This is a genomic window from Megasphaera jansseni, assembly GCF_047974155.1.
Taxonomy (GTDB): domain Bacteria; phylum Bacillota; class Negativicutes; order Veillonellales; family Megasphaeraceae; genus Megasphaera.
In genome coordinates, this window is record NZ_JBHYRR010000020.1 from 17806 (window position 1) to 42432 (window position 24627).

A 24627-nucleotide genomic window follows, 5' to 3' on the forward strand; every position below is an offset into this window, starting at 1 on the left:
ATCATGCGTAAGGATCTTGAAACTTATATCAATCAGATTCCGGCCGTTGCCAAGGCCGCTCATTTGGAAGAAACGTTTTGGCTCAACCCCAAGAAGACGGACCGGGCTCATTGGAACATTACGGCCGTCTCGCCGGCGGATATCCAGGATGCTTCGGACCGCCTGCAGCGCTTTGCCCCGTATTTGGAAACGGTATTTCCTGAATTGAAGCCGACTCATGGCATCATCGAATCGGAATTACGGCCTACGCCGTCAATGAAAGAATTCCTCAATGACACGTACCAGTCCGGTATTACGGGCCAGTTGTTCCTGAAGATGGACAGCGACCTGCCCGTTTCAGGGTCCGTCAAGGCCCGCGGCGGCATTTATGAGGTACTGAAACACGCAGAAGATTTGGCGATTCAGGCAGGGAAACTGAAGACGACGGATAATTATGCCGTCTTGGCAGAACCGGAATTCCGTGACTTCTTCAGCCAGTATACTGTCCAAGTCGGCAGCACTGGGAATTTGGGTATGAGCATCGGCATCATGAGTGCTAAAATCGGCTTTAAGGTTATCGTGCACATGTCGGCTGATGCCAAGCAGTGGAAGAAAGATTTGCTCCGCAGCCGCGGCGTCACGGTTATCGAATATGCCGACAACTACTGTGCAGCCGTCGCTCAGGGACGCAAAAATTCCGATGCCGACCCGATGAGTTACTTCGTAGATGATGAAAATTCAAAGAACCTGTTTTTGGGCTATAGTGTCGCTGGTCAGCGGTTGAAGAAACAGCTGCAGGATATGAAGGTGCCCGTTGATGCAGATCATCCCTTGTTTGTCTATATTCCCTGCGGTATCGGTGGAGCTCCCGGCGGTGTCACTTATGGACTGAAGGAAGCCTTTGGCGACGATGTACACTGCTTCTTTACTGAACCGACGCATGCCTGCTGCATGCTCCTGGGTATGGCAACGGGACTTCACGATGGCGTATCCGTCGAAGATTTCGGCATTGATGGCCGTACCGAAGCCGATGGCCTGGCTGTCGGCCGTCCCTCAGCCTTTGTCGGCCGTGTCGTCGAACCACTTATTTCGGGCATTGCTACCATTCAGGATAAGACGTTGTATGATTTGATGAGAGGGTTGCTCAGCCATGAAAATATCTTTATCGAACCGAGTTCGTGTGCAGCCTTTGCGGCATTCTTGCAGTCTTCCGTCCTGCAGCAGTATGTTGAACAGCAGGGGCTGGAAGCGGTCATGCCTCAGGCTACGCATATTGCATGGGCTACGGGCGGCAGTATGGTCCCGGATGATGTCCGTAAAGCATACCTCACCATGGGGCTCTAAGGTGAAGAACGGTAAGACACATCGTGTTTTGGTATTAGACATAGACGGCACGACGGTGACGTCAGAAAAGAAGGTCGATTTGCAGACAAAACACGCCCTGCTCCAATTACAGGAACAGGGCGTGCAGCTTATCCTGGCGTCGGGCCGTCCGCCGGAGGGCGTCTATCCCATAGCCAGGACCTTGGGCTTCGACCGTTTCGGCGGTTATATCATCGCCTTTAACGGCGCTGCCGTCATCGAATATAAGACCCGGAAATGCTTGTACGAACAGTGCCTGGCAGCGGATACACTGCGTTCTCTGTGGGATGATGCCTGCCGTCACGGTTTGGGCATCATGACCTACGGCAAGGGGCGGATTATTACCGGGACCTGCCCCGATACGTACATGCTGGGAGAATCGGAATGGAGCCAGCTGCCCATCGTCTGGCATCGTGATTTTTTGCGCCATGCGCCGAAAAAAATCCATCAATGCCTGCTGACGGGGCCATCCGATTTACTCCAGTCCCTCAATCCCCTCTTGTCCCAGCTCTATCTGGGGCGGGCTGAAGTCTATCATTCCGAGCCGTTGTGCCTGGAAGTGACACCATGCCGCGTCGATAAATCCTTTGGGCTGAAGAAACTCTTTCACTTCCTGGGCATTTCTCCAGCAGACGTCATCTGCTGTGGTGACAGTTACAACGATATCGGCATGCTGCGTTACGCCGGGACGGGCGTTGCCATGGCCAACGCGCCGGAAAACGTCAAATCCTTTGCCGACTATGTGACCCGCCATTCCAACGACGAACAGGGCATCGTAGAAGTAGCCCGTCATTTCTTTCCCTCCCGCGTTCATTGACAGCCCTTCCGGATAAGGGTATCATGGAAGCAGAAAAAATGCGTTATAGGGGGGAATGACGATGTTTGGCTTAGGCGCACCGGAATTACTGCTCATTTTAGTGATTGCCTTGATTGTATTTGGACCAGGGAAGCTGCCGACCATCGGCCGGGCTTTGGGAAAAAGCCTCCGCGAATTCAAGGAAGCCGTCAATACTGACGAAACGAAGCAGATAGAGGAAAAGACGGATGAAAAATCAAGTAAGAATGTTTGATGTATGATGTTTGATGTGATAGCTTTAAATTTAAAGCCACTCACTAACCCCTAACCACTAACTGCTAACCACTTAAAAAGGGGCTGTCGCATGTGCGACAGCCCCTTTTTTATTTTCTGGCGGGAAAGTGTGGGAATCGAACCCACCTGAGAAGCTGTTAACTCCCCATGCTGGTTTTGAAGACCAGAGGGAACACCAGAACCCATCCTCCCCCAGGACAGATTTATTATATCACGGGTGTCTGGTCTCTTGCAAAACCGTTTGTATCTTTGTTACACTAAAGGCGGTGAGTGCATTAACTATGAGAAAGGGGTTTATAAGATGATTGAATTACAGTTGAAACCGACGATTTACTCGTATGATACGTGCCGTGAATTTGTGGAAGACCTGCAGATTGGGCCTGATGACCTGATTGTCACCAATCAGTATATCTTTGATCCGAACTTCAAGGATTTAGGCCTTACGTGCCACGTCTTGTTCCAGGAAAAGTATGGCATGGGTGAACCGTCTGATGAAATGGCAGAGGCTATTTATAAAGATATGCCGAAAGATGTAAAGCGCATCATCGGTATCGGCGGCGGCACGGTCATGGATTTGTGCAAGTTGTTCGTCTTGAAACAGGTCAGCCCGGTCCTCGATTTATTCGATGGCAAGATTCCCGTAGAAAAAGCCAAGGAACTCATCTTGATTCCGACGACGTGCGGGACGGGCAGTGAAGTTACCAATGTATCGGTCATGGCCCTGGTCAGCCGCAATACGAAGAAGGGGATTGCCGATAACGCTCTGTATGCCGACAAGGCCGTCCTTATTGCCCAGTTGTTGAAGACACTGCCCTTCAAGGTCTTTGCAACCAGCTCAATCGATGCTCTCGTCCATGCTGTCGAATCGGCGCTGTCTCCTGATTCCAGCGCCAGCTTCCGCGTTTTTAGCTATCATGCCATCGAACTCATCCTTAAAGGATACTTGCAGATCCGCGACCATGGTCCGGAAGCCCGTATTCCTTTGATGAAGGATTTCCTCCTGGCCAGCAACTGGGCCGGCATCGCTTTCAGCGTCCCTGGCTGCGCGGCTGTCCACGCCATGAGTTATCCCCTGGGCGCTAAGTATCATGTTCCCCATGGTGAATCGAACTATGCCATGTTCACCGGCGTCATGAACTGCTATATGTCCATCAAGTCAGATGGTGAAATTGCAAAATTGAACCGCTTCATCGCCGATATCCTGGGTTGTGAACCGGAGCACGTCTACGAAGAACTGGAAAAACTGCTCAACGTCATCCTGCCGAAGAAGGCGCTCCATGAATACGGCGTCAAAGAGGAAGAATTGCCGGAATTTGCTAAATCGGTCATCGAAAATCAGCAGCGTCTCATGAAACACAGCTTTGTACCTCTCGATTATGATAAGGTGTATGGCATTTACAAGAATTTGTATTAGTGGCTAGTGGTTCGTCGCAGGGGCCGTACGTGGGCGGCCCGTCTCGGGCTATGTGGGAATCCCGGGAGAGCTATTAGCCGCTAACTGCTAAAAAAAGAGGCTGTCGCATTAAGACAGCCTCTTTTTACGTTGATCGTAGGTCGTTCATCGTTTGTCGTATGGGATTAAAAATATCAATCCATCGCGATGAACGATGAACTACGAACGAAAAACTTTTAAGTTGAAAGGGCCTCGCATGATGGCAAAAACCTTCGTGCGACAGCCCCCTTTTTTTTTGTAGGGGCTCGCACGTGGCGAGCCCGACGGTATATGTTGGATTTTGTTATGGCTTACTTGTGTGAGCGGGCGCCCCACGTGGCGCCCCTACGGGCTTTACACATTAGAACCAGACGGCCTGGTCGCCGGCTTTTACGTTGCCGTCAGCGGCCAGGTGGACTTCCTGGCCGTCTTCGAGGTCGGTGAAGATGCACAGGCAGGCGTCAGACGGGGCGTTGGCTTTGATGTATTCGTCGTCGAATTCCATCAGCTTATCACCTTTCTTGACTTCCTGACCGTTTTCGACGAAGACGTTGAAGCCCTTGCCTTCGAGCTTGACCGTATCGATACCGATGTGCAGGAGGTATTCTACGCCATCGGCCGTAGTCATGCCGATAGCATGTTTCGTATCGAAAACGAAGGTGACTGTTCCATCTTCCGGCGCATAAACCGTGCCATCTGTCGGGTAGACGAAGAAGCCGTCGCCTGTCATCTTGCCGGCAAAGGCTTCATCCGGGGCTTCCGTAATGGGATGGAGGCTGCCGGTAAAGGGAGAATTGAAGTACCGTTTTTCAGCGGCTGCTTCCGGTTCAGCCGGAGCGGCTTCAGCGGCGGGGGCTGTTTCGATAGGACCGTCTGCCGGGTTGGTTGCCAGATAGCTTTCCAGGTTGGCCTTGATGACGGCGACTTGCGGGCCGTAGACGACCTGGACGCCCTGACCTTTTTTGATGACGCCTACGGCGCCGGTAGCCTTCAGGGCGGCGTCATTGACTAAATCCGAATTGGCTACGGAGCAGCGCAGGCGCGTAGCGCAGCAGTCGACGGACGTGATGTTCTGGGTTCCGCCCAAAGCACGGGTGATGGACTGGCTTACGACGTCGGTGGCAGCGCTGCCATCATCGGCTTTGGCAGCGGCATCACGGGCTTTGACGTCGGCTTTGGTGTAGAGTTTGGTTTCTACGTCGTCGTCTTCACGACCCGGTGTCTTGAGGTCGAATTTCTTGATGAGGAAGGTGAAGATGAAGTAATAGAGGAAGAAGTAGATGATGCCGACCGGGATGATGTACATCCAGTTGGTCTTGGCTTCCCCTTGCAGGATACCGAAGATGAACAGGTCCAGGAGGCCGCCAGAGAAGGTCAGGCCGACGGCGATGTTCAGCATGTGGGCAATCATGTAAGCCGCACCGGCCAGGACGACCTGGACGTAGAAGAGCATCGGTGCGACGAAGAGGAAGGAAAATTCAATCGGTTCTGTAATCCCTGTGAACATGGAGGTCAGGGCTGCCGATAAGAGCAGGCCGCCAGCGACCTTTTTCTTTTCCGGTTTGGCTGTGCGGTACATGGCCAGGGCAGCGCCGGGAAGGCCGAAAATCATGAAGATGAATTCACCCGAGAAGTACCGGGTCGCATCGGCACTGAAATGGGTGACGTTCGGCGAAGCGAGCTGGGCGAAGAAGATGTTCTGGCCGCCCTGGACGAGGTTGCCGTCGATCATCATCGAGCCGCCGACGCCGGTCTGCCAGAAAGGCAGATAGAAGACGTGATGCAAACCGAAGGGGATGAGGGCCCGTTTGATGATACCGAAGATGAGGGTCCCGATGTAGCCTGTACCCGTTACCAGTCCGCCAAGGGCAAAGATGCCGCTCTGGACGACAGGCCAGACGAAGTACATGGCAATGCCGACGAACATGTAGACGACGGTAGAGATGATAGGGATGAAGCGCGACCCGCCGAAGAAGGACAAGGCATTGGGCAGGACGATTTTATGATAGCGATTGTGCAGGTAGGCGACACCGATACCGACGATGATACCGCCGAAGACGCCTTCCTGGAGGGACATGATGCCGCAAACATTGGCAATCGTACCTTCCAGGACGTCGGGAGATACGGTATTGTTTGCCAATACTTTACCTGTCAGCTTGAGGACGGCGTTGGTCGAAGCGTGCATGACGAAAAAGGCGATCATGGCCGACAAGGCAGCGACTTCTTTTTCCTGCTTGGCCATGCCGATAGCGACGCCGACGGCGAAGATGATCGGTAAGTTGCCGAAAATAATGTTGCCGGCATCGCTCATGATGGTGAGCAGTGAATGGAGTAGGGTGCCATTTCCCAGGACGCTTTCCAGTCCGTAGGTCTGGATAGTCGTTGCGTTCGTGAAAGAAGCCCCAATGCCGAGGAGTAAACCGGCAATTGGCAGGATGGCGACAGGCAGCATGAAACTGCGGCCGACAGCCTGCAAAATGGAAAAGACTTGGTCTTTCATAGAAATCCTCCTTCAATATAGGAATAAATAAGTATGAGATAGTACGTTCCTATTTTAACATACCCTAGGCAAATGAGAAGTATGAGAGTTACGTCTAATCGTACGTATCTCGCATATATACTTGATAAAAAGTCAAGTGAACGTGGGCCGTTTATCGTTCGTCGTCGAAATACTAGCCCTTTTTTAAGCCGTCAGCAGCTAGCGGTTAGGGGCTAGGGGTTAGCAGTCAGCGGCTAGTGAATGTTTTTAAATTTAAGGCCATACGCTAACAACTCAAAAGGGCTTGTCGTCATGCGACAAGCCCTTTTGCTAAGAGGAGAATGAATGTGAAGTTGTTATTTTTTATGACCTAAGTAATGACTTACGAATTATGCTTTAGCAGCGGCTTCGCCCAATGCTTTGCATTCAGGAGCATTGTCCGGTGTTTCGTTGACGATGGCCGTACCGATGACCGTAGCGCCGGCATCTTCGGTACGCTGTTTCCAGGTGTCCATCCATTCGCCGGAGCCCCAGCCATAAGAACCGAAAAGACCGACTTTTTTGCCTTTTAATTTCGGAGCTAAATCGGTAAAGAACGGTTCGACGACGGAGTCTTCGAGTTCTTCCGAACCCATGGCCGGGCAGCCGAGCAAGATGACATCTTTGCTGGCTACATTATCGACATTTGTATCTTCAAAGCGGACTGATTCTACATCAGCACCAGCGGCTTTAGCAGCTGCTTCGATTTCATTAGCCATTGCTTCTGTATTACCTGTTCCACTCCAATAAACGATTTCTACCATGATTAAATCCTCCTTATGCTACAATGAGCGAGTCTAATGTTGTCCCAACGGCAAAGCGATTCAAGTAGTCTTGCCGGCAGCACGTATAGCGATGGAAAGTACGGGCGGCAGCATGAGCGTCGCCGTATACCTTCCATTCACCACAGAGCTTGGCATGGTTTCCCTTGTTGGCGATGAAACCGCACACGTCCTCCAGGGGATAACCGAGGAAAATGCCCGATTCATGAGGGAAACAGCCGCCTTCTGCAAAGCGCGCGGCAAGACGGTCCAGCAGGGCAGATACGTCCTGGCAGTCTTGATACCCGAATTGCTGCAAGAATGAAGAAATGTCCCGTCGCTGTACATATTCCCAGACCCTGGCCGGTCGGTATACGTACAGCAGGGTGCGTTTGGGACAGGCATACAAGATGCGGAAATACAAGCCTTTTGGATTGTATTTATGATTATATTTTTCAATTATATCATCATAGGTGCAGCCACTGTCCAAGCGGGGCAGACAGAGAAGGGATGCCTGCTTAAGCCCTGCTAAAGTCGGTGAACAGTGGGTTATTAAGACGAAATCCAGGTTCATATCCGTTTGCCGCTCCTTTCGCTTTGATACTGTAAGTATAATTTATTTGAAAGTGATTGTCAATACTAATATGATAATTCATTTCAAATAAGACAAGGGGCTTGCCAAGTATAGTATAATAAAGATAGAATGAGAGCACATTCGGAAGGGGGGATTCGATGGAAACTGCTTATGAGACGAATCATTGTTTCGGCTGTGGCCGTGATAACCCAATCGGCCTGAAGCTGGACATGAAGTTGGAAGGCGATCACTGCGTGGCTTATTTTACGCCCAAGGCAGAGCATGAAAGTTATGGCGACCGCATGCACGGCGGCCTGACGAGTACACTGCTGGATGAGGTCATGGGTGACTATGTGTTCCGCATCGCCGGCAAACCGGCATATACGGCACGCCTGGAAATCCGTTTCCGCAGTGCCATACGCATTGGCGAAACGGTCAAAGTCGAAGGCTGGCCGGAAGTCCATCGCGGCCGCCTGTTCATCATGAAAGGGAGGATTACCCACGCTGACGGTACGCCGGCTGCCGAAGCGAAAGCGGAAATGATGCTGGCCAAATAAAGGAGGAGTTACTATGGATAGAAGCGATATGATGCACCGCATGTACGATATTAAAGGGCCTTTAGTGGCCAAGAAGTTTGCCGCCCGCGGCTTTGAAGCCGTCTACTGTCCGACTAAGGAAGAAGCCTTGAAGCAGGCTATTTCTTATATTCCCGAAACGGATGTCGTATCCTGGGGCGGCTCGGTATCCATCAACGAAATCGGCCTGCGGCCCTATGTACTGGAACACAATACGGTTATTGACCGCGATTCGGCTAAGACGCCGGAAGAACGGGTCGAACTGATGCGTAAAGCGCTGCTCTGCGATACGTTCCTCATGGGGACCAACGCAGCAGTCCAGGACGGACAGCTCATCAACATCGATGGCAACGGCAACCGTGTCGCCGCCCTTTGCTATGGACCGAAACAGGTCATCGCCATCGTCGGTATGAACAAAGTCGTCCCGACAGTCGAAGCCGGCATCGAACGGGCACATACCGTAGCATCGCCGCAGAATATCGGCCGCTTCCCCGGGGTCGGTACGCCTTGTGCCAAAACAGGCATGTGTGCTCACTGCATCCGGCCGGACAGTGTCTGTGCCCAAGTCGTCCGGACGCGTATCTGCAAGCCCCAGGGCCGCATCAAGGTCATCCTGGTCGGAGAAAATCTGGGCTTTTAGAGCCTGAAAAGCGAGGTATTTTATTATGAGAACTGGAACGGGCGTCGTCGAAGAAGTCTGCCCGAATGGCCTGGCCAAGATCCAGACCAACCGCAATAATCTTTATACGCCGTGCAGTGACAGTATGTGCGCGGATAATGTCGTCATCGATGCTGTGAACCCCATAGGGGCCAAAAAGGGGCAGTATGTACAGTTCAACATCCCCGACGCCGGCATGGGCGTCAAGGGCATCATCTGCTTCGGCGTCCCCCTGCTGCTGGTCATTGTCTGCGGTGTTCTCGGCTACCTGCTGGGAGAATCGTGGCAGGTCACGCCGGAAATGACGGCTTTTGCTGGCATGGTCGCAGGCGGCATCATCGGCTGCCTGATTTTGAAAGGCTACGAAAAGAAAATCAACAACAACCAGACCAAAGCAGAGATTACAGGAATCATCAGTTAAGAGGCTGCAGGTTCGTAGGGGCTCGCACGTGGCGAGCCCGCCAGATATATGTAAGAATTCCGTGAACGATTGGCATGAGCGGGCGCCCCGCGTGGCGCCCCTACAGAAAAAGAGGCTGTCGCATTAAGACAGCCTCTTTTTACGTTGATTGTAGGTCGTTCATCGTTTGTCGTATGGGATTAAAAATATCAATCCATCGCGATGAACGATGAACTACGAACGAAAAACTTTTAAGTTGAAGGGGCCTCGCATGATGGCAAAAACCTTCGTGCGACAGCCCCTTTTTTTTTATACAATATCGATTTGGCAGGCTTTCATGGCCTGTAAAGCTCTTTCGTGGTTTTCCGGGGTGGAACCGGCACAGCAGTTGCTGTCGACGATGATTTCCTTTTCCGGGTAAAATGCTTTGAGCAGCATGGCATTGGCGATGACACAGATATCCGTACACAAGCCCATCAATACCAGCCGGTCATAGTCCTGGACTTCATCGACCAGGGCCGGACAGCCAAAGGATGGCTTTTCCAGGATGGTGGCCCACATGGTATACGGCAGGAGCTGTTTGCAGATCCGCCAGCCCCGTGTATCTTTCAGGCAGTGCACGATGGGAAGTTTCCGGCCTTCCTGGGTTTCGCTGTAGGACTCGTCGTGGGTATCCTGGGTGAAGATCAGGTCCGTTTCCTGGTCTTCATCCTTTTTGCTGGCCACGATCTTGGCCTCGATGCGGGGGACGACGGCCTGGGCCTGAGGGCTGCCCAAGGCGCCGTCGATGAAATCATTTTGCATGTCGATGATGATATAAGCCTGAGTCATTACGGTCATCCCTTCTGTTTAGGCACGCAATTCTTTTAAATATTCCGGTACGTCCGGGCAGGTCATGAGGCCTGACATGAGAGCGACGCCTTTGATGGGGACGTCCTGGAGCTGGGCGATGGTCTTGGGGGTAACGCCGCCCAAGGCATAGACTGGAATCTTGACGGCCTTGCAGATGGCTTCGACCGTGTCGACGCCGATGGGCGGATCCGACGGCTTGCAGGCTGTCGGGAAGACATGGCTGGCCATGAGGTACGTAGCGCCGAGCTGTTCGGCTTTGACGGCTTCTTCGACGGTGTGTACGGAAACGCCGAGGGTCGTCATGTAATAGAGCAGGGACGAATGGGTTTCCAAATAAGGCAGAGAACATTGGAAACGGGGAATGTGGAGACGGATAGCAGCCTTTCCGAAATGTTGGAGGACACACGTCTTCTGATGGATGCTGCAGAGGCGCAGGACCCGTTTGGCATAGTCCGTGTATTCTTCTTCCGAAAGGTTTTTTTCACGAAGGACGATGAAATCTACATCGGATGCGGCGATTTGTTCGAGCTGATCCCAGTAGTTCGTCGAAGCTAATTCGTGGTTTGTAATTGCAGCTACTTTTAACACGATTTATCACCTGAATATTAGAGTATTTTATACCTATAACTATACATGAATCTCATACTAACGTCAACAATTATACCAATAGAATATAATAAATGTTCCATATGAGTTTTACGCCCTAAAACGAGAAGATATATGACAAAAACGGTTCGGGGTGGATTGGGTCCCGGACCGTTTTTGTCATATACATTTTATAGGATTAGGTAATGGATCGCATGGATGGTTTACAAATAAATATACTCACTGGTGATCGGCTGCAGGCCCATGCTCTTGATGTCGGAGTACATCTGGTCGAAGGAACGGCCGTCGGTGATTTCAAACTGTTCATCGCCCATTTCGGAGCCGTCGTTTTCCAGATGGCCGCCGATGCCGACGCAGACGCTGGCCGATACTTTCGTAGCGGCGATTTTCATGATGGCGTTGCGGTAACGGGCGCTTTCACGGCTCGATACGACGATGGTAGCATAGGGCATGAACAGGCGGTAGGCACAGATGATCTGTGTCAATTTCCGTTCGTCTACGTCCTTTGGGTTGATCTTGTCGTTGTTGATGATCGGGCACAGGCGCGGACAGGACAGGGAAATTTCGGCATGCGGATACTTACGCTGCATGAGCCATGCGTGCATCCCCGTGGCCAGGGCGTCTTTCTGATAGTCGTCCAGTCCTAAGAGGGCTGCGAAGCCGACGCCGCGCATGCCGCCAAGGATAGCCCGTTCCTGGGAATAGAAGCGGTATGGGAAGATGCGCTTGTGGCCAGCCAGGTGAAGGGTGGCGTACTTGTCGGAATTGTACGTTTCCTGGAAGACCGTGACGTAGTCGGCACCACATTCGTGGAGATATTTATAGTCTTCCGAATTGACCGGATAGATTTCCATGTTGATGACCCGGAAGTACTGGCGGGCAATCTTGACGGCGTTGCCGATGTATTTGATGTCGCTCATCTTCGGGCTTTCGCCAGTGAGCATGATGACTTCTTCGATGCCTGTATCGGCGATATTCTTACATTCGCGGTGGAGTTCTTCATCAGTCAGGCGGGCGCGCTTGATCTTGTTGTGCGAATTGAAGCCACAGTAGATACAGTAGTTATCGCAGTAGTTGGCGAAATAAATCGGTGTCAGGATGGTGATGTTGTTGCCGAAATGGCGCCGTGTGACCAGATGGGCTTTCTGGGCCATTTCTTCCAGGTGCGGTGCAGCAGCCGTCGATAAGAGGGCCATGAAGTCCCGCGGGTCCAGGTGTTCTTTCGACAAGGCCAGGCGGACATCTTTATCCGTGAAGTCGTCATTGTTGAAGGAGTCGTGGATAGCGACGACCTGGTCGAGCATATCCGAGTCAATGACTTCCATGCCCGGCAGATATTTCATATGATCGATAAGTTTGCTTTGGTCGATAGTTTTGGTTTCCGTCATGTTTGATCCCTCCTTAGTCCCCTAAGAATCCCGTCAGCGGATCCGAAGCCGAAGCCGTTTCGCGGACGCGGCCCAGGCCGGCGAGGTAGGCATTGTGGCCGGCACGGATAGCTTCGCCGAAGGCTTTGGCCATGAGCGGCAGGTCGCCAGCCGTAGCGACGGCGGTGTTGGCCATGATGGCAGCGGCGCCCATTTCCATGGCTTCACAGGCCTGGGACGGACGGCCGATACCGGCGTCGACGATGACCGGCAGGTCGACTTCGTCGATGAGGATCTGGATGAAATCTTTTGTCGATAAGCCTTTATTGGTGCCGATAGGCGATGCCAGGGGCATGATGGCAGCGGCGCCGGCGTCAGCCAGGGCACGGGCGGCATAGAGGTCCGGGTACATGTACGGCAGGACGACGAAGCCTTCTTTGGCCAGGATTTCCGTGGCTTTGATGGTTTCGTTGTTGTCCGGCAGGAGATATTTGGAGTCGCGCATGACTTCGATTTTGATGAAATCGCCGCAGCCGACTTCACGGGATAAGTGGGCGATGCGGACGGCTTCGTCGGCATTGCGGGCACTGGATGTATTGGGGAGCAGGGTGACATCTTTCGGGATATAGTCGAGGATATTGTCTTTCTGGCCTGCTTCGACGCGGCGCAGGGCCATGGTTACCATTTGGGCACCGCCTTGTTCGACAGCGGCCTTGATGAGGTCGACAGAGAATTTACCGGAACCTAAAATGAAACGCGATGTGAATTCGTGGCCGCCAAGGACCAAGGTATCTTTTTTTTCCATTGGGAAACACTCCTTTTATGATGATAGATGAGTTCATGACTGCTTTGCCGCAGGGGATCAGCCCCCGCCGACGAAGTGTACGATTTCCATGGAATCGCCGTCTTTCAAGGTCACTTTATCGTAATCTTTGCGCGATACGATAGCGCCATTCAGCTCGATGGCGATGCGGTCTGTACGATATTCCTGATCGGTCAGGTAAGCGAGCAGGTTCTGGCCGGCCGCTTCGATGTCTTTGCCGTTGATCCGTACCATGGAGGGTCCTCCTTTCTCTCAAATGAAAAAAGGGTCGCACGAAGAATTACACCCAAGGTGGTGTACCCCTTCGTGCGACCCTTATGATTCGGTCTCACTCTGCCTATGATTATAGCCTATTGTCACAAAAAGTCAACCGTTGATAATGAACTGGACGAGAGAAATGCCGGGCGAAGACGACAAAGGCCGAGAAACTATAGTATAATAAAGTTATGATTTTACGAGAGGTGTGATCACTGCCATGGAAGAACGGATGGACTGGATGAATATTGCCCGCTATTTTTATTTGACTGATGAGCGGTTGCAGCAGATTTCCCGTGGTTTTGCAGACGATATGGAACGGGCCCTGCACGGCCAGCCCGGGGCGACCGTATCGGCCCTGAAGTCGTATGTTTCCCTGCCTGGTGGTGATGAGCACGGCGTCTATCTGGCCTTGGATTTTGGTGGTACGAACGTGCGGGCTGCGCGGATCCGCCTGTTAGGCCGGCACTGTTACCTCATCGAAAAGAAAATATGCCAGCCACTCCGGATGCCCGGACAATACGACTACCTCTCTTCGTCGACGACGGCTGAGGAGCTCTTTGGCTTCCTGGCCCGCCTGGTCGGACAGGTCGCCCATGGACAGCAGGCCTATACCCTGGGGCACACCTTTTCGTTTGCCATGGAGCGGCAGGACCTGCACGATGGGCGGCTCCTGTCGTGGTCTAAAGAAATCGCCGTTTCCGGCGTAGAAGGCGGCTGGGTCAACGCCATGCTCAAACAGGCCCTGGTCCGTCAGGGCCTTAGGGCCATCGAACCGGCAGCCCTGGTCAATGATACGACGGCCTTGTTGCTATCGGCGGCATATACGCTGGAACGCGTCCGCATGGGCATCGTCTGCGGGACGGGCTTCAACGCCTGCTACTATGAGCCGGCATGGGATATGATCGTCAACTTGGAAGCCGGCGACTATGGCGGTCTGGTGCGCAACCGCTGGGATCGGGCGGTCGATAATCTGTCGGCCCAGCCTGGCTGGCATCGGATGGAAAAGATGATGGGCGGCGCCTATGCGGCAGACATCTTCCGGCAGACGCTGTTCTCTTATTTCAAGACCAGACAGATTCCGGATTTTTCAACAGCCGCTATGAACGATATCATCAGCTGCGATAATGACCAGCAGTGCCGTCTCAAGATGGGCCGGTTGTGGAAGCGCATCGTGCGGCCCGATGAGGTGCGGCCTGTCCGCAATATCGGCGCCGCCATCTTCGTCCGCGCTGCCCAGCTGGCCGGCGCCGTGAGCTGTGGCATCCTGCGCCATCTTTATGGCGATGGCGCCGTTCCAGCCCAGTCCGTTGCCGTTGACGGCAGTCTCCTGGAACACGTCCGCGGCGCCTTGTTCATGATGGAAGATGCCATGCAGGCCTGCCAGAATGAAGGCGTGAGCCGGGAGAAGCAGATTCCCGTCGACCCGGTGCTCATCAAAGACGGCCCCCTGGTCGGGGCTGCCGTCGCAGCGGCCATGGCGCATTAGCCACGAGCCACGAACCACTAGCCACTAGCCACGGCCACGTTTTTTCGGTACAATATAATATTGCAGAGATATTTCTGCCATCTTATCTGTAGTTCAGGGAAAGGAGACGGCGCCTGCGCCAGGTCACGATGCTGCAACTCGATAAATCTATCAGCAAACCGTATTATGTACAAATTTATGAATATTATCGCCGGGAAATCGAAGAGCACCGGATGATAGCCGGTATGCGCCTCGATTCAGTCCGTGAACTGGCCCAGGCTGCGGGCATCAGCAAGATGACCGTTGAAAAGGCCTATTACCAGCTGGCCAGTGAAGGCTATATCCTGCGCCGCCATAAGGCACGGTATGAAGTGGCTTCTCTGGACAAGCTGGAAGCGCAGCCCGAAGCGGATGCTGCGCCCGTATTGCGCGAAGCCAGCCGGCGCCCCGTCTATGCCTATGACTTCGCCAGCGGCGATATGGCCCTGGAACGCTTTCCCCTCGATATCTGGCGGAAATATATGAATCGGATCTTATCAGAACCGGACCGGCTGCTGGCGGCCAATGATGACCAGGGGGTCCCCGATTTGCGCCGGGCCCTGAGCCGTTATGTCTATGAAACGCGCGGCGTCCATGCCGAGCCGTCGCAGATCATCATCGGCGCCGGGACGATTTCCCTCCTCGGCGTCCTGACCAATTTGCTTCATGATAAACATGCCTGCATTGGCGTCGAAGACCCGGGGTTCCGCCTGGGACGTGAAATTTTCCGCAACAGCGGCTATTCCATCGTCCCCATTCCTATCAGCGGCGGCCTGCTCCATGTCGATGCTTTGGAAGCCAGCGGCGTCCGCCTGGTCTACGTCAGCCCATCCCATCAGTTCCCGACGGGGACCGTCATGCCGGCTGGCATCCGCCATCGCCTGCTGCACTGGGCTGAAAAGACGGACGGCTTGATCATCGAAGACGATTATGACAGCGAACTGCGCTATTATGGCCGCCCTGTCCCGGCTTTGCAGGGGCTGGACCGCCATGGCCGTGTCGTCTACATGGGCGCCTTGTCCAAGGTACTGCCCTTTTTCATCCGCCTCAGCTATATGGTACTGCCGCCACAGCTCATGCCCCTTTATGAGCAACGGCGCAGCTTGTTCCGTCAGGGGGCTTCGGTTCCGGAACAGTGTGTACTGGCGGAATATATCGAGAGCGGCGAACTGGCCCGCCAGGTCCGGCGCCTGCGCAAGGAATATCAGGAAAAAGGGGAGCTTTTAGGCCGGCTCTTAATCGAAGCCTTTGGCCAGGATATCGTCGTAGGGAGGCTGGTATCCGGCGTATACTGCCATATCCGCCTGCGCAGCGCCTTATCCGAAGAAGAACTGCGCCGCCGGGCGGAACGGCAGGGCTGCCGTGTCTTGTCCATGCAGTCTTTTTATGAAACACCGTCACAGGAAACGGATAAAGAATTTCTCCTGTCATTTTCAAAAATTCCCAGCTGCAAGCTCCGCGATGCCGTAGCGGCGTTGCATAGAGCGTGGTCAGAGAAAGAAGGATACTAATGGCGAAAAGTTTGCGTTTTATTCAATGCGGTGACCTCCACTTAGGGAGCCCTTTCCATAACCTCTCCGCTATTGATGAACGGTGGCAGCGCATCGTCGGGAAAGCGCCTGTCCGGGCGTTCCAGAAAATCGTCCAGATGGCCATTGATAAACGGGTTCACGCTGTCCTCATCACCGGGGATGTCTATACCAGTGCCGATCATAATCTGACGGCACAGCTCGATTATGTGCGCCTTTTACATAAATTGGCACAGAATAATATCCAAGTCTTTGCTGTCCTGGGAAATCACGACCCACTCGAAGCGTGGAAGGCGAAAATCCCCTTTCCGCCGAATGTCCATGTTTTCCCGACCGATGCTGTCGAACGTGTTCCTTTGGTCGTAGATGGGGAAGAAGTGGCGGCCATTTACGGGCAGAGCTATGCCAAAAGTGAACAGCGGGACAACCTGGCCTGGAAATTCAACCGCGCTGCTGGCGACCGCTTTTCCATCGGCATGCTCCATACCCAGGTGGGCAGCCGGGATTCGACCTATGCACCGTGCACCCTGGAAGACCTGAAAGAATGCGGTATGGATTACTGGGCCCTCGGCCATATCCACAAGCATGAGATACTCTGCGAAAAACCGTATGTCGTCTATGCCGGCAATCCGCAGGGCCTCGATTGTACAGAAACGGGGCCGCGGGGCTGTTATTACGTCGAAGTCGGCCCTTATGGGACGACGGACTTGGAATTCATCGACACGAGTATCGTCCGCTGGGAAAGCATCGACCTCTCCATCGACGGCATCGAATCGGTGTCAGAATTGCGCGAGTCCGTCCGCTTTGCCAAGGAAAAAGTGCGCCGTGAAATCGGTAAGCCGACTTTCCTGACGGTCAATTTCATCGGTTCCGGCAGCATGTACCACGTCCTCAACAATCCGGAAGCGACGCAGTACTGGCTGGAAAGCTGGCGTGAAGAAGAACAGGGGAAATACGCTTTTGTCATGGTCGAACGCCTGCGTAACCTGGCCCGTCCCAAGATGAATATGGACGAACGGAGTAAACTTCCCGATTCCGTCGGTGACTATCTGAATGTCTTCGACAAGTTGGAAAAGCTGGCTCCTGAAGAAAGAGCCAAGGCCTTGCGGGATATTTTCATGAGCCGTCCGGAATTTGAACGCCTCGGGGCTTATGGAAGAGCACTGACGGACCAGCGCCTGCTGGAAACATTCGAAAAGGCCAAATGGCTGGGCGTACAGAAATTGCTGGAACATAGAAGAGGTTAAGCAGTATGAAGATTACAGAGATGCATTTGGATGATTTCGGGATTTACCATAACGTGAGCTGGAATCCGCCGGAACACGGCCTGATTGTCATGCATGGTCGCAACGAAAGCGGCAAGACGACGCTCATGAAATATGTCCGCTCCATGTTCTTCGGCTATCTGCGCGGAGACTGGAAGGGCTATTTCGGCAGTATGGGAATCCGTCGGGAAGACGGAAAGGAATACCGCATCGTCCGCAATGAAAAAGAATATTTCCTGTCTGACGGCAATCAGAAAGTACAGGAAGAGCCAGCCAATCTGTGGTGGCACGGTCTGGACCGGCAGACGTATGATACGATTTTTGCCATGGGCCTGGAAGACCTCCAGGGTTTCAAAATCCTGTCCAATGAAGCCGTGCGCAGCCATTTCTTTAGTATCGAAGGCGGCGTCGGCATGGGCCTGGCCCGCAGTGAAGTGACCAAGCATATGGGAGAGCTCCTGGTCGCTTCACCGCAAGGCAAGAAACCTATCAATGCCCTGCTCAACGAGCAGAAGGATTTCGATCGCCGCATTACCGGCATGGCCTATGACGAAGACGAATTCGCCAGCCTGCAGGAAACGGAACAGACGACCCATGAAATCGAGAACCGCATCCGCCTGGATATCGAAGAATCGAAGCAGCAGATCGAACGGATTTCCATGCCCATCGCGGCTTGGGATGTCTATAAGCGCGGCCAGGACGCGATGCAGCATATGCAGTCCCTGGCCGATGTATCTCAGTTTCCGGCTGACGGAGCCCAGAAATGGGCCGAGCTGGAACAGAACATCAAGGCCATTGACGAACAGGTACGCAAGCTCAAGGCGACGAGCCGTAAAGGCCCGGCTTTCCAGGAATCGTGGAACCGCTGGCTGGCCTGCGGCCCGCAGCTCGACGCCATGTATCATCACGTCGGGGAATGGAAACAGGGGCTGGAAGAACTCTCAGACCATGAAGATAAGGAAATGGACTGGGAATTTGAAAGCACGAAGCAGGCCGACCTGCTCAAGACCTGGACCGATGGCAAGGATATCCCGGCAGCCGTCAACTGGACCCAGGGGATTTCTGCCGCAGCCGCTCTCGACCACAGCCGTCAGGATTTAGAAAAATGGCAGGCCGATAAACCGAAGAATGTGTCCGGTTCAAGCGGCGAAGACGGGCCGGCTGAAAAGACGAAGGACGAATGGGAGGTCATCGGGACGGCTGTGGCGACGATCCAGAACGTCGTCATGGAACGTCAAAAGATACAGGAACAGCTGGAATGGCTGAAAACGGAACCGGCTGGTTCGTCGAAGGCCTTTACCCTCGTCGGCATCGCCTTCCTGGTGCTGGCAGCCCTCTGCGTCGCCGCTGTCTATCTGGCCCACTTCGATTCGACACTGGGCCTCGGCGGGGCTGCTGCCTGTGTCGTCATCGCCATCATCTCCCTGGTCCGCCAGAGTACCGGTGCGGACCGGGTTCCCCGGAAAATCGCGGAAATCGAAGGTCAGTTGGCAGGCGTCAACCGCAAAATCAGCGATTTAGCCAAAGAAGCGGAAATGACCCTCAGTACGGACGAATCGAATGAACGCTGGCTCCAAGAACTGGATGCCGTCCGCAAGCAGTACCTGGACTGGCAGACGCGGGAAACGAAGAATGCCTGGCAGAAGGAACAGAAAGTCATGTACGATGCTATCTATGAAAAATGGCAGTCCGATGGTAATACCTGCAAAAAACAACTCCTGACCTGTGAAGCGGCCTGGGATGGCTGGCGGGATAAAAATAGTTTCAGTAAATTGGATACGGCCGATGTGGCCAAAGCCAAAGAGGCTTGGGATACGTGGCATGAAGTCACGACGGCGGCGGCTGATTGGAAGCGGCGCAAGCTGGAATTGAAGAGCGCCATTTCCCGATGGAGTGATACGGCGGAACAGATTTTCCGCGAAGTCGGCGTCAAAAAGGCGATTTCCCCGGATACTGTCGAAGGCGTCTATAAACAGTGGCAGGATATCCGCGTCCAGGCGGAAGTAGCCAAAGAACAGGACCGCCAGCAGAAAGAACGGGAAAGTCAGATTGCCAGCCTGGGAGATGAACGGCAGCAGCGCGTCCAAGAACAGCAGGAACTGCTCAAGGCGACCGGTGCCCAGACGGAAGGCGAATTCCGCAGTAAAGTCCTGCGCTTCCGCCAGTTCCACCAGTACAAAGAAGTCTATGACCAGACGGAAGCCCATATCCGCCTCATCGCCAAGACGCCGAAGAACCTGGCTGAACTGCGCCATGAATTGAAAATCCATACCTTGAAGACCTGGACTGACGAACGCGATTATTACCAGAAAAAAATCGCCGATGCCGAAAAGAAACTGGCTGAAGTCGCCGAAAAACGGGGCAGCATCATCGAACGCCTGAGCCAGATGGCCAAGACCGACGAATACGGCAAGCTCCTGCAGGCCAAACAGAACCGCAAGGCCGAACTGGACCGCGACGTCGATGACTGGCTGACCAATATGTACACCCAGTACATGCTGGAACAGGCCCAGGAATACTACGAACGAGTCCGCCAGCCTATCGTCATCCGCCAGGCCGGCGAATACCTGAACCTCATGACCCAGGGACGCTATACGTTGCAGGCCAGCCTGGATGGCAAACAGCTCTTTGCCGTCGATGGCAGCCAGCGCCGCGTCCCGGAAAAACAGTGGAGCAGCGGCTTGGGAGACCAGATTTACCTGGCCATCCGCATCAGCCTGGCCATGGCCTTCTCCAAACAAATCGAACCGATGCCGCTCATCCTCGACGACATCCTGGTCCGCTTCGACGAACAGCGCCAGAAAGAAGCCATCCAGTTCCTGGCATCACTTGGCAAAAAAGAACAGATTTTCCTGTTCACCTGCTCCGATGCTACCCTGCACCTGGCCGAAGAAGTCCAAAAACAACTGTCCGGAGAAACGGATACCATCCATCTCTTTGAAATCGAAAAAGGAACAATAAAAGGAAAGGCTGCTTTATGTTAGACTATATAGTTCAGCAAACGACAATATATATGGAATCCATGCCTAAGCAAGTTCGTAAAAAAAGTGGTCAATTCTTTACCAGTGTAGAAACAGCCCGGTTCATGGCCGGGCTGTTTGCTATCCCTGCACAGCCGGAAGTTACCATATTGGATCCCGGAGCTGGCACGGGAATTCTCACGGCTGCTTTGTTGGAGCGTGTTTCGGAAATCCCTGAAGTGGAACGAGTACATATCATATGCTATGAAACAGACGAAAAAATCATTCCTGTTTTAGAGGATAATCTTCGTTATATGGCCGACCATTGTGTGAAAAAGGTTGACTATGAGTTGCGTACTTTGAATTACATTACGAGCCAGGCAAATACTTTCAATGGGAGCTTGTTTCCGGAGTCAGGTGTTACTTGTGACCTCTGTATTGGCAATCCGCCATATATGAAAATTGGGAAAGATGCACCTGAAGCTAAAGCCATGCCGGAAATCTGTTATGGAGCTCCTAATTTATATTTTTTGTTTGCTGCTATGTCTCTATTTAATGTCTGCAACGGCGGAGAAATGGTTTATATCATTCCCCGTTCTTGGACAAGCGGCATGTATTTCAGGCGCTTTCGCCAATATTTATTCTGCCATGGTGTGATGGAACAAATTCACTTGTTTACCAGCCGGGATAAGGTCTTTGATACAGAACAGGTATTGCAAGAAACGATGATTATCAAGATACGGAAACAACGTCAGACTCCTTCTAATATTTTGGTCACTTCTTCTGAATCTAATTGTGATTTCCAGCATTTACAGCAGATTTCATTGCCTTATTCGGCGGTAGTTTACGGAGCGGACCAATATGTTTTTTTGATGACTAATCATCGGGAAGTGGAAGCGGTCAGCTTGCTAAATGCATTTCCCTATACCCTGCCAGATTTCGGCATGAAAATGAAAACGGGGTTGACAGTTGATTTTAGGGAGAGAGAGGCTTTGCGGAATATTGAAGTCGATGGGGCCGTACCGCTCTTTTTTGCCCAGCATATACAAGACGGTCGTGTCTGTTTTCCGATTGGTAAAGAAGGGGAATATTTAGTACCATCTCGGAAAAGTTTGGTACAGCCTAATAGTAATTATTTGTTTGTCAGGCGGTTTACGGCAAAGGAGGAAAAGCGCCGATTACAATGTGGTATTTATTTGGCGGAACACTTTCCGCAATATCAAACTATAAGTACGCAGAATAAAATCAATTTTATTGATAATGCAGAACATACATTGTCTAAAGACGTAGTATATGGTCTATATGTTTTGTTCAATTCAACCCTTTATGATGTGTACTATCGCGTACTCAATGGTTCTACGCAGGTCAATGCTACAGAAATTAATCATATGCCTGTCCCGGATATTTCAATTATTGAAGCACTGGGGCAAGCCTTGTTGGGAAAATCCGATATAACAGAAGAAACGTGCAATCAGATTTTGGAGGGATTTTTACATGGGGAAAATCAGCGAAGCGCAAGCCTTTCTTAAGGCTATTGGGATGCCCGAACGTCAGCAAGCGCCTATTTGTGCGTTAAGTCTGCTGGCTTTAGCTCATATACGGCCTGACGATGATTGGCGTCAGGCCTGCAATGAGTGGGTTCGCATTCATGATATTATTCAGTTCGTAAATATGTATTATGAAGTTAATTATGCAGAGAATAGTCGAGAAACTTTCCGTAAGCAGGCCATGCATCATTTTCGCAATGCCGCTTTGATTGAAGATAATGGAAAAGCGACGAATAGTCCTAACTATCGGTATCGGCTGACTCGGGAAACAGTTTGTCTTTTGCAGGCGTTTCGCACTGATTTGTGGGAAAAATCTTTAAAAGAATTTACCGATGTTCATGACTCGCTGATTTCCATTTATACATCGAAAAAAGAAGTCCGGAAAATGCCGGTCATGATCAATGAGACAGCTTATACTTTTTCACCAGGCAAGCACAACGCCTTACAAAAGGCTATCCTGGAAGAATTTGCACCACGCTTTGCGCCGGGATCCGTTTGCTTGTATGTTGGTGATACGACGAATAAGAATTTAGTGGAAAACCAGGCATTGCTGAAAGAATTAGGCATTGCTTTGACAGGACACGATAAGCTGCCAGATGTTATTTTATATCGTAAAGACGTTGACTGGATTTACTTTATCGAAGCCGTGACCTCCGTAGGCCCTATGAACCCTAAACGCTTGCAAGAATTGGAAGCCATGACTCGGCAGGTCACGAGTGGAAAAATCTACGTTACCGCGTTTCCTGATGTAACTGTCTATAAACGTTTTGTGGCGGATTTAGCTTGGGAAACAGAAGTCTGGATTGCCAATGAACCAGACCACATGATTCACCTTAATGGCAATCGGTTTATGGGTCCGCGTTGAATTTGTAGAAAAGCAGGTGAAAAGATGGATTGCATGGCTGAATATGACAATATTACAGAGCTTATGATGCGTGAAGCTATGGATGCGGTCAATGATGGAATCGTTATTGTTGATAAGACATCACGGATTCTTTATGTAAATATTGCTTATACGAAGATTTTAGCAGTATCAAAGGACAAAGTAATTTATAAACAAGTAAAGACTATTGAACCTGGAGCGTTGATTTTACAGGTTCTTAAAACGGGCGTCCCCATTTATCATCAGCTGGTAGAAGTTCGGACTCGGGGGAAGAAGATTCAAGTAAATATTACTCCGATTATTAAAAAACAAAAATTGATGGGAGCCGTTTCTGTTTTTAATGACATTACTGAATTAACTCGGAGTAAAGAAGAATTAGAAAAGGCCCAGCGGTTGAATCATTCTATATTTAAAGCTGCTGTCTATAGTCCGCAAGCATTGTCTGATAAATTTTCTGATGTTATCGGCCAGAGTCCTAATTTTTTAAAATGCCTTCGCTTAGCTGAGCTGGTGGCACCGACAGATGCTACGGTTCTTATTGAAGGAGAAAGTGGTGCAGGGAAAGAAGTTTTGGTTAATGCTATTTTGAAAATCAGTGGTAAACAATCCCGGCCTTATGTCAACTTGAACTGTTCGGCTATTCCAGAATCGTTAATGGAAAGTGAACTTTTTGGCTATACTGCGGGGTCTTTTACAGGGGCTGTAAAGGGAGGAAAATTAGGGAAGTTTGAACAAGCTGATGGCGGAACTATTTTTTTAGACGAAATTGGCGAAATGCCTTTGTTTATGCAAGCCAAATTATTGCGAGTACTGCAATCTGGTGAAATTCAAAAGATAGGATCAAATACAGTTCAAAAGGTTAATGTAAGGGTTATTGCTGCGACAAATCGAGATTTAAAGCAGATGGTTCGTGAAGGGCGTTTTCGAGATGATTTATATTTTCGCTTGAATACTTTTAAAATAATGATTCCACCTCTACGTGAACGGGGAAATGATATACTTTTACTGGCTAATTTCTTTTTAAAAAAGTATGCCTTAAAATATGGGAAAAAAATCACTTTGTCTACAGAAGTAGAGGAATATTTTTTATCTTTTCCTTGGACGGGTAATGTAAGACAATTGCAAAGTTGTATGGAATATGCTGTTATTGTGTGTAATGAATCTGTTATTCGTTTAGAGCACTTACCCGAAGAATTACAATATGTTGCGACAAGTTCAGAAAATCTGCCTTCTGTTGATATGGAAAAGCGTAAGGCCATAGATTCCTATTCCCTAAAATCAGGTGTTCAACTAATGGAAAAGAAGAAAATCGCACAGGCTATGGAAGACGCTAAAGGTAATAAAACTAAAGCGATGAAGATTTTAGGAATTAGCCGAAGGACTTTTTATAAAAAATGGAAATTATATGGATTTGATAAATCATAGTGTATACTATGTAGACAAGTGGTACGTAGTATACTGTATATTATGTAAACATAAAGCCCGATTTAGGTATACATTTTTGGGGGTATACTTAAATCGGGCTTTCTTTAAATATAACAATAACATAAAACAAAAATGGCGTAGTTATCTTAACGTTTGAATTCATCGAGTTGAATATACTGCTTTTAAATAATTTATGGCATGAAAATTTCATATAAATAGGTGTAACGAGTAAATGTACGGTAAAAAAATACTGTATAGT

General features: G+C 51.2%; 22 protein-coding genes and 1 tRNA gene. 14 read left to right on the forward strand and 9 right to left on the reverse strand.

The window, feature by feature from the left end:
• Positions 1 to 3 precede the first annotated feature (3 nt).
• The 3 genes from ACE418_RS08565 to tatA all read left to right on the forward strand — a co-directional run bounded on the left by ACE418_RS08565 (position 4) and on the right by tatA (position 2411).
• Complete coding sequence (locus ACE418_RS08565) at positions 4 to 1323, forward strand: D-serine ammonia-lyase (protein ID WP_416450215.1); 1320 nt, start codon at positions 4 to 6, stop codon at positions 1321 to 1323.
• 28 nt (positions 1324 to 1351) lie between these two features.
• Entirely contained in the window at positions 1352 to 2158 is an 807-nt protein-coding gene (locus ACE418_RS08570) for a Cof-type HAD-IIB family hydrolase (protein WP_416450216.1), read from the forward strand.
• A 61-nt stretch (positions 2159 to 2219) separates the two neighbouring features.
• The gene (gene tatA / locus ACE418_RS08575) at positions 2220 to 2411 is read left to right on the forward strand and encodes a twin-arginine translocase TatA/TatE family subunit (RefSeq protein ID WP_416450217.1); all 192 of its coding nucleotides are present in this window, start codon (positions 2220 to 2222) and stop codon (positions 2409 to 2411) included.
• Between the two features lie 117 nt (positions 2412 to 2528).
• Here tatA and ACE418_RS08580 read toward each other — a convergent pair.
• Positions 2529 to 2625, reverse strand: a tRNA-Sec gene (locus ACE418_RS08580).
• Between the two features lie 107 nt (positions 2626 to 2732).
• Here ACE418_RS08580 and ACE418_RS08585 point away from each other — a divergent pair.
• Positions 2733 to 3845, forward strand: a complete 1113-nt coding sequence (locus ACE418_RS08585; protein ID WP_416450218.1) for a 4-hydroxybutyrate dehydrogenase — start codon at positions 2733 to 2735, stop codon at positions 3843 to 3845.
• Positions 3846 to 4224: 379 nt separating this feature from the next.
• On the opposite strand, the gene ACE418_RS08590 is transcribed toward ACE418_RS08585, so the two are convergent.
• From ACE418_RS08590 to ACE418_RS08600, 3 genes are all read right to left on the reverse strand, one after another.
• Positions 4225 to 6363, reverse strand: coding sequence for a PTS transporter subunit IIABC (locus tag ACE418_RS08590; RefSeq protein ID WP_416450219.1), 2139 nt, complete (start codon positions 6361 to 6363; stop codon positions 4225 to 4227).
• 368 nt (positions 6364 to 6731) lie between these two features.
• On the reverse strand, positions 6732 to 7145 hold the full coding sequence (locus tag ACE418_RS08595) for a flavodoxin (protein WP_416450220.1): 414 nt from the start codon (positions 7143 to 7145) through the stop codon (positions 6732 to 6734).
• A gap of 13 nt (positions 7146 to 7158) precedes the next feature.
• Positions 7159 to 7716: a DUF3793 family protein gene (locus ACE418_RS08600; protein WP_416450221.1), complete on the reverse strand. Its 558-nt coding sequence runs from the start codon at positions 7714 to 7716 to the stop codon at positions 7159 to 7161.
• A gap of 158 nt (positions 7717 to 7874) precedes the next feature.
• On the opposite strand from ACE418_RS08600, the gene ACE418_RS08605 reads away from it, so the two are divergent.
• The 3 genes from ACE418_RS08605 to ACE418_RS08615 are packed head-to-tail and all read left to right on the forward strand — an operon-like array spanning position 7875 to position 9370.
• Entirely contained in the window at positions 7875 to 8273 is a 399-nt protein-coding gene (locus ACE418_RS08605; protein WP_416450222.1) for a PaaI family thioesterase, read from the forward strand.
• Between the two features lie 13 nt (positions 8274 to 8286).
• A complete protein-coding gene (locus ACE418_RS08610) occupies positions 8287 to 8931 on the forward strand; it encodes a lactate utilization protein (RefSeq protein WP_416450223.1) in 645 nt (214 codons plus the stop codon).
• A 25-nt stretch (positions 8932 to 8956) separates the two neighbouring features.
• Positions 8957 to 9370 carry a SoxR reducing system RseC family protein gene (locus tag ACE418_RS08615; RefSeq protein ID WP_416450224.1) on the forward strand — a complete coding sequence of 138 codons (414 nt, stop codon included), beginning with the start codon at positions 8957 to 8959 and terminating at the stop codon, positions 9368 to 9370.
• Between the two features lie 288 nt (positions 9371 to 9658).
• On the opposite strand, the gene ACE418_RS08620 is transcribed toward ACE418_RS08615, so the two are convergent.
• The 5 genes from ACE418_RS08620 to thiS form a co-directional block, all read right to left on the reverse strand.
• Positions 9659 to 10180, reverse strand: coding sequence for a cysteine hydrolase family protein (locus tag ACE418_RS08620; protein WP_416450249.1), 522 nt, complete (start codon positions 10178 to 10180; stop codon positions 9659 to 9661).
• A gap of 18 nt (positions 10181 to 10198) precedes the next feature.
• A complete protein-coding gene (locus tag ACE418_RS08625; RefSeq protein ID WP_416450225.1) occupies positions 10199 to 10789 on the reverse strand; it encodes a thiamine phosphate synthase in 591 nt (196 codons plus the stop codon).
• Positions 10790 to 11010: 221 nt separating this feature from the next.
• Positions 11011 to 12195 carry a 2-iminoacetate synthase ThiH gene (gene thiH, locus ACE418_RS08630; RefSeq protein ID WP_416450226.1) on the reverse strand — a complete coding sequence of 395 codons (1185 nt, stop codon included), beginning with the start codon at positions 12193 to 12195 and terminating at the stop codon, positions 11011 to 11013.
• Positions 12196 to 12208: 13 nt separating this feature from the next.
• Positions 12209 to 12979 (reverse strand): thiazole synthase, encoded by a 771-nt coding sequence (locus ACE418_RS08635; protein WP_416450227.1) that lies wholly within the window; start codon positions 12977 to 12979, stop codon positions 12209 to 12211.
• Positions 12980 to 13036: 57 nt separating this feature from the next.
• On the reverse strand, positions 13037 to 13231 hold the full coding sequence (gene thiS, locus ACE418_RS08640) for a sulfur carrier protein ThiS (RefSeq protein WP_292106898.1): 195 nt from the start codon (positions 13229 to 13231) through the stop codon (positions 13037 to 13039).
• A gap of 241 nt (positions 13232 to 13472) precedes the next feature.
• Between thiS and ACE418_RS08645 the strand changes: the two genes are divergently transcribed.
• From ACE418_RS08645 to ACE418_RS08675, 7 genes are all read left to right on the forward strand, one after another.
• Positions 13473 to 14741: a hexokinase family protein gene (locus ACE418_RS08645; RefSeq protein WP_416450228.1), complete on the forward strand. Its 1269-nt coding sequence runs from the start codon at positions 13473 to 13475 to the stop codon at positions 14739 to 14741.
• Between the two features lie 128 nt (positions 14742 to 14869).
• Positions 14870 to 16270, forward strand: coding sequence for a MocR-like pyridoxine biosynthesis transcription factor PdxR (pdxR, locus tag ACE418_RS08650; protein WP_416450229.1), 1401 nt, complete (start codon positions 14870 to 14872; stop codon positions 16268 to 16270).
• Positions 16270 to 17535, forward strand: a complete 1266-nt coding sequence (locus tag ACE418_RS08655) for a metallophosphoesterase family protein (RefSeq protein WP_416450230.1) — start codon at positions 16270 to 16272, stop codon at positions 17533 to 17535. The genes pdxR and ACE418_RS08655 overlap by 1 nt, the downstream gene beginning before the upstream one ends.
• A gap of 5 nt (positions 17536 to 17540) precedes the next feature.
• Positions 17541 to 20537, forward strand: a complete 2997-nt coding sequence (locus ACE418_RS08660; RefSeq protein WP_416450231.1) for an ATP-binding protein — start codon at positions 17541 to 17543, stop codon at positions 20535 to 20537.
• Positions 20531 to 22042, forward strand: a complete 1512-nt coding sequence (locus ACE418_RS08665) for an Eco57I restriction-modification methylase domain-containing protein (RefSeq protein ID WP_416450232.1) — start codon at positions 20531 to 20533, stop codon at positions 22040 to 22042. The genes ACE418_RS08660 and ACE418_RS08665 overlap by 7 nt, the downstream gene beginning before the upstream one ends.
• Complete coding sequence (locus ACE418_RS08670) at positions 22008 to 22925, forward strand: BsuBI/PstI family type II restriction endonuclease (protein WP_416450233.1); 918 nt, start codon at positions 22008 to 22010, stop codon at positions 22923 to 22925. The genes ACE418_RS08665 and ACE418_RS08670 overlap by 35 nt, the downstream gene beginning before the upstream one ends.
• A 33-nt stretch (positions 22926 to 22958) precedes the next feature.
• Positions 22959 to 24368, forward strand: coding sequence for a sigma-54 interaction domain-containing protein (locus ACE418_RS08675; RefSeq protein ID WP_416450234.1), 1410 nt, complete (start codon positions 22959 to 22961; stop codon positions 24366 to 24368).
• The last annotated feature ends 259 nt before the right edge of the window (positions 24369 to 24627 follow it).

Coding starts and splice junctions, on each gene's coding strand:
- ACE418_RS08635 (WP_416450227.1), bottom strand. CDS start 12,979: ATGGAAAAAAAAGATACCTTGGTCCTTGGCGGCCACGAATTCACATCG.
- thiH (WP_416450226.1), bottom strand. CDS start 12,195: ATGACGGAAACCAAAACTATCGACCAAAGCAAACTTATCGATCATATG.
- ACE418_RS08665 (WP_416450232.1), top strand. CDS start 20,531: ATGTTAGACTATATAGTTCAGCAAACGACAATATATATGGAATCCATG.
- ACE418_RS08675 (WP_416450234.1), top strand. CDS start 22,959: ATGGCTGAATATGACAATATTACAGAGCTTATGATGCGTGAAGCTATG.
- thiS (WP_292106898.1), bottom strand. CDS start 13,231: ATGGTACGGATCAACGGCAAAGACATCGAAGCGGCCGGCCAGAACCTG.
- ACE418_RS08600 (WP_416450221.1), bottom strand. CDS start 7,716: ATGAACCTGGATTTCGTCTTAATAACCCACTGTTCACCGACTTTAGCA.
- ACE418_RS08670 (WP_416450233.1), top strand. CDS start 22,008: ATGGGGAAAATCAGCGAAGCGCAAGCCTTTCTTAAGGCTATTGGGATG.
- ACE418_RS08620 (WP_416450249.1), bottom strand. CDS start 10,180: ATGACTCAGGCTTATATCATCATCGACATGCAAAATGATTTCATCGAC.
- ACE418_RS08605 (WP_416450222.1), top strand. CDS start 7,875: ATGGAAACTGCTTATGAGACGAATCATTGTTTCGGCTGTGGCCGTGAT.
- ACE418_RS08585 (WP_416450218.1), top strand. CDS start 2,733: ATGATTGAATTACAGTTGAAACCGACGATTTACTCGTATGATACGTGC.
- ACE418_RS08615 (WP_416450224.1), top strand. CDS start 8,957: ATGAGAACTGGAACGGGCGTCGTCGAAGAAGTCTGCCCGAATGGCCTG.
- ACE418_RS08655 (WP_416450230.1), top strand. CDS start 16,270: ATGGCGAAAAGTTTGCGTTTTATTCAATGCGGTGACCTCCACTTAGGG.
- ACE418_RS08610 (WP_416450223.1), top strand. CDS start 8,287: ATGGATAGAAGCGATATGATGCACCGCATGTACGATATTAAAGGGCCT.
- ACE418_RS08590 (WP_416450219.1), bottom strand. CDS start 6,363: ATGAAAGACCAAGTCTTTTCCATTTTGCAGGCTGTCGGCCGCAGTTTC.
- tatA (WP_416450217.1), top strand. CDS start 2,220: ATGTTTGGCTTAGGCGCACCGGAATTACTGCTCATTTTAGTGATTGCC.
- pdxR (WP_416450229.1), top strand. CDS start 14,870: ATGCTGCAACTCGATAAATCTATCAGCAAACCGTATTATGTACAAATT.
- ACE418_RS08565 (WP_416450215.1), top strand. CDS start 4: ATGCGTAAGGATCTTGAAACTTATATCAATCAGATTCCGGCCGTTGCC.
- ACE418_RS08645 (WP_416450228.1), top strand. CDS start 13,473: ATGGAAGAACGGATGGACTGGATGAATATTGCCCGCTATTTTTATTTG.
- ACE418_RS08595 (WP_416450220.1), bottom strand. CDS start 7,145: ATGGTAGAAATCGTTTATTGGAGTGGAACAGGTAATACAGAAGCAATG.
- ACE418_RS08660 (WP_416450231.1), top strand. CDS start 17,541: ATGAAGATTACAGAGATGCATTTGGATGATTTCGGGATTTACCATAAC.